A 1,505-nucleotide genomic window follows, 5' to 3' on the forward strand; every position below is an offset into this window, starting at 1 on the left:
GAAAAACATCCCGACCGCCGCGCCAAATCCCGCGCCGCTTAGAACGCCCAGGATCGAGGGGCTAACGAGCGGGTTAACAAACATCGCCTGATATGCCGCACCGCTGATCGCGAGGCTCGCGCCGATGAGCACGCAAGCAAGTATGCGCGGCAGGCGAATTTCAAGTAAGAGCGTGTGCATGACCTCGAAATCTTTCAAGCTTTCGCCCCGCAGCAGCGCCGTGACGTAGCGCACGTAGTCCTATGCACCAAAGCCGTATTTGCCCAGCAACAGCGAACCTGCGACGCAAAGCGCCAGCAGCAGGGCCAAAAACGCAAACGCCCTTTTGCTCATTTTTCTTTACTCACTCCGCACCCCGTCCTAAAATTTTATAAATTTGCGCGTCCGTGAGCTCAAGATCCAAAAATAGCTTGTAAAACTCGCGCGTTTCGCGGATCATGTCAAATTTAAACGCTTCGGGGTAGATTAAATTTACCAGCAATTTTAGCCCCAAAAACCGCATAAACGAAGGCGGGCGGTCAAACCACGAAAAGGGCTCGCGCGGGATGTAGTAGGCCCTTTTGTTTTTCACCGCGCCTAGCAGCTGCCACTTGGGATCGCTGTAAATTTTATCAAACAGCTCTTTTTCGTAGATGAGGATGACGTCGGGATCGTATTTTACGAGCTGCTCGAAGCTGATCTTTACGCGCCCGAAAGATTTGGCGTTTGGATCCTCGCTGCACTTATGCACGTTTTGCGCGCCGGCTCGCTCGATGAGCGTCGCGTGCCACGAGCCCTCGCACTCGGTGGCTAGCCCGTCGCCGCCCTGCGCGTAGTAAATTTTTACCTTTTGCAGATTATTTTTCTTGATGTATTCCTCGATCTGCGCGGTCAAATTTAGCGACTCTTTTGCGTAGTTTATAAGTTTCGCCGCGTGCTCCTTTTTGCCCGTCACTTCGCCTAAAATTTCAAATCCGTCTAGATAATCCTCGAGCTTCGTCGCGCTCAGATATAACATCGGCTTTTTGATAGAGCCAAAAACCTCGCTCATCTTTTTGGTGTTGCGAGAGCTTGCGTTTACGAGGATGAGCTCGGGATTTAGGCGTAGCAGCATCTCGACGTTTGGAATTTTACCCTGACCGAAAAAGCCGCCCACGACGGGCTGCTCTTGCACCTCTTTTTTGACGTAGGGGCGCTCGAAGGCGTTCCATTCGAAATTTACGCCGCTGATTTTAGCGGGATCAAGCGCGTAGAGCATATATAAAAGCGGCGGCGAGCTGGCGTAAATTTTAGCGGGCGTGCCTTGCAGCTGAGCTATATTTTCGCTGTTTTGCACGATGTAGTCTTTGATCTGCGCCTCGCTCAGAGCAAAAAGCATACTCGCGGCGCAGAGAAATAGAAATATTTTTTTCACCGTTTTTTCCTTTTAAAATTTTTGATTTCGCAAGTATAGCAAAAGAAATTTTAAAATAGATTTATCGTTGCTAGATGCCTATTTAGCTGCTAAATTTGAAAATTTACATACG

The 1,505-nt window shown here is 49.5% G+C and carries 1 protein-coding gene and 1 pseudogene; both read right to left on the bottom strand.

Going from position 1 to position 1,505, the window contains the following annotated elements; genetic code table 11:
• Positions 1 to 333 (bottom strand): annotated as a pseudogene (locus Q0236_RS13205) (iron chelate uptake ABC transporter family permease subunit); the annotation flags it as partial.
• A 10-nt stretch (positions 334 to 343) separates the two neighbouring features.
• The gene (locus Q0236_RS01840) at positions 344 to 1,393 is read right to left on the bottom strand and encodes an ABC transporter substrate-binding protein (protein ID WP_297914355.1); all 1,050 of its coding nucleotides are present in this window, start codon (positions 1,391 to 1,393) and stop codon (positions 344 to 346) included.
• Positions 1,394 to 1,505 lie beyond the last annotated feature (112 nt).

Origin of the sequence: uncultured Campylobacter sp. (assembly GCF_938031315.1) — a bacterium.
In the GTDB taxonomy this organism is placed as follows: domain Bacteria; phylum Campylobacterota; class Campylobacteria; order Campylobacterales; family Campylobacteraceae; genus Campylobacter_B.